This window comes from Flavobacterium sp. (genome assembly GCF_021151785.1).
GTDB lineage: Bacteria > Bacteroidota > Bacteroidia > Flavobacteriales > Flavobacteriaceae > Flavobacterium.
The window spans coordinates 1-1,880 of record NZ_JAGKWP010000186.1 but is presented as its reverse complement, the minus strand read 5'-3'; the positions used below and the strand labels follow the sequence as shown (position 1 = coordinate 1,880).

The following is a 1,880-nucleotide window of genomic DNA, read 5'->3' as shown; positions in this document are numbered from 1 at the left end:
ATATAACGATATGCTCCAATGCACAAAATAAACGTTTATACAAAGGGCAATATCATCGTGGGAAATCTCAACCCAATATATCTTTACGAGGCATTGCAAAAAATGAATTGATTACACTTTTCGGAACTACGGGCTTGGCTGTTTACAATGGAGATCTTTCGGGAAACGGATTAGGTAGTCATAGTTATCGGCCTCAAGGTGGGGGCGGGGCAATTTTAAGAACTAATTATTTGGGAAGACGTCTTTATTTACGTGCCGATGTACGCTTTTTCAGACTCGCTGCCAATGATGTACATGAAGGTAGAAATCTTAATTTCAGATCCTCTAACTGGGAATTTCTTGCTCTTGGACAGTATGAATTTTTCCCTTATGAGAAAATGATGAGAAGAAGGACATTGATAAATCCCTATATTTATGCTGGTATTGGCTTAGTGACTTTCGATCCATGGGGAGAATTGCCTAATGGTAAATGGCATAAATTAAGGCCTCTTGAAACAGAACATGTTAAATATGGGAATGTTGCCTTTACGTATACTGCAGGATTCGGTTTAAAATTTAGATATTCTTACAAATGGAATTTTATGATTGAAGGTGGATATAGATTTACAACGACAGATTATATCGATGATGTAAGTCAGTCCGCCTATCCTCCTAAAAGTTCATTTACAAATACTATAGCAATGATAATGTCTAATAAGTCGGGAAGTTATACTGGGCAACGCGGTAACCCTAATAGCCGAGACGGATATTTTATGTTTTCTGCAGGAGTAACATACACATTTACTAAATTCCATAAAGCTAAATCTAAAACTTCTAAACACTTACTTCGTAAAACGTAAAGTTGTTTTTACAGGAGTTTTATCTAATGATAAAATAAAGGAATTTAAAAGGATAAAAATTGGTATAAAACAAACTAATCGCTAGTTTCGGATCTTGCAACTGAATTTTATGAATATAATTAGATTATTCTTATTGCTGACTTTTATAGTATTAAATGCATTAACCTTTGATGCTAACGCACAAAATAGACGCATTTATAAAGGTCAATATCATAAAGGAAAATCACAGCCCAATATTTCTCTTAAAAATATATCTAAAAACGAACTAATTACATTGTTCGGATCATTGGGATATGCTACTTATTATGGTGATCTGTGTGAGGGTGTTGATTGTTTTAAATTCAGACCACAAATTGGTGGCGGTGCTTTATTAAGAACCAATTTTCTTGGTAAAAGATTTAGCTTAAGAGGTGATGTGCGTTTTTTTAGGCTATACTCTGATGATTACTATAAATATAGAAATCTGGATTTCAGATCTTCGAACTGGGAGTTTTTAGCATTAGGCCAATTTGATTTTTATCCATATGCTAAAATGATGCGGAGGAGACCAAAGTTTAATCCATATATATATGGTGGAGTTGGCCTTATGACATTTGATCCTTGGGGAAAAATGGAAAATGGAAAATGGCATAAACTACGTCCTTTGGAAACGGAACATACTAAATACGGAAATGTTGCATTTGTATATACTGTAGGCTTCGGAATTAAATTCCGATATTCTTATAAATGGAACTTCATGGTTGAAGGGGGTTACCGTTATACAACTACAGATCATATAGATGATGTAAGTGCGTTAAATTATCCAAAGGCTTCCTCTTTTGATAACTCTCTTTCAGCAGCGATGTCCAATAAATCTACCAATTTTCCATATAATGGTACTGATGCACAAACACCACAGGACTATAGAGGAAATCCCAAAAACAATGATGGTTATTTTATATTTTCTGCTTGTGTGACATATACCTTTACAAAGAATCACAGGCCTAAGTTTAAAGGCGATCAGCAGTTATTACGTAAGTAAAGTATATAACTACTTCATAC

Annotated in this window: 2 protein-coding genes; both read left to right on the top strand. The window is 34.3% G+C overall.

All coding sequences use genetic code 11. The features are described from left to right. Positions 1 to 839, top strand: an 839-nt coding sequence (locus QZ824_RS11520; RefSeq protein ID WP_291276161.1) for a hypothetical protein, incomplete at its 5' end; no start/stop codon positions are given. 109 nt (positions 840 to 948) lie between these two features. Further along, positions 949 to 1,860, top strand: a complete 912-nt coding sequence (locus QZ824_RS11515; protein ID WP_291276160.1) for an outer membrane beta-barrel protein — start codon at positions 949 to 951, stop codon at positions 1,858 to 1,860. Positions 1,861 to 1,880: the final 20 nt, after the last annotated feature.

Bases quoted from the DNA above. Each gene is read 5' to 3' on its own strand.
- QZ824_RS11515 (WP_291276160.1), top strand. From the start codon at position 949: ATGAATATAATTAGATTATTCTTATTGCTGACTTTTATAGTATTAAAT.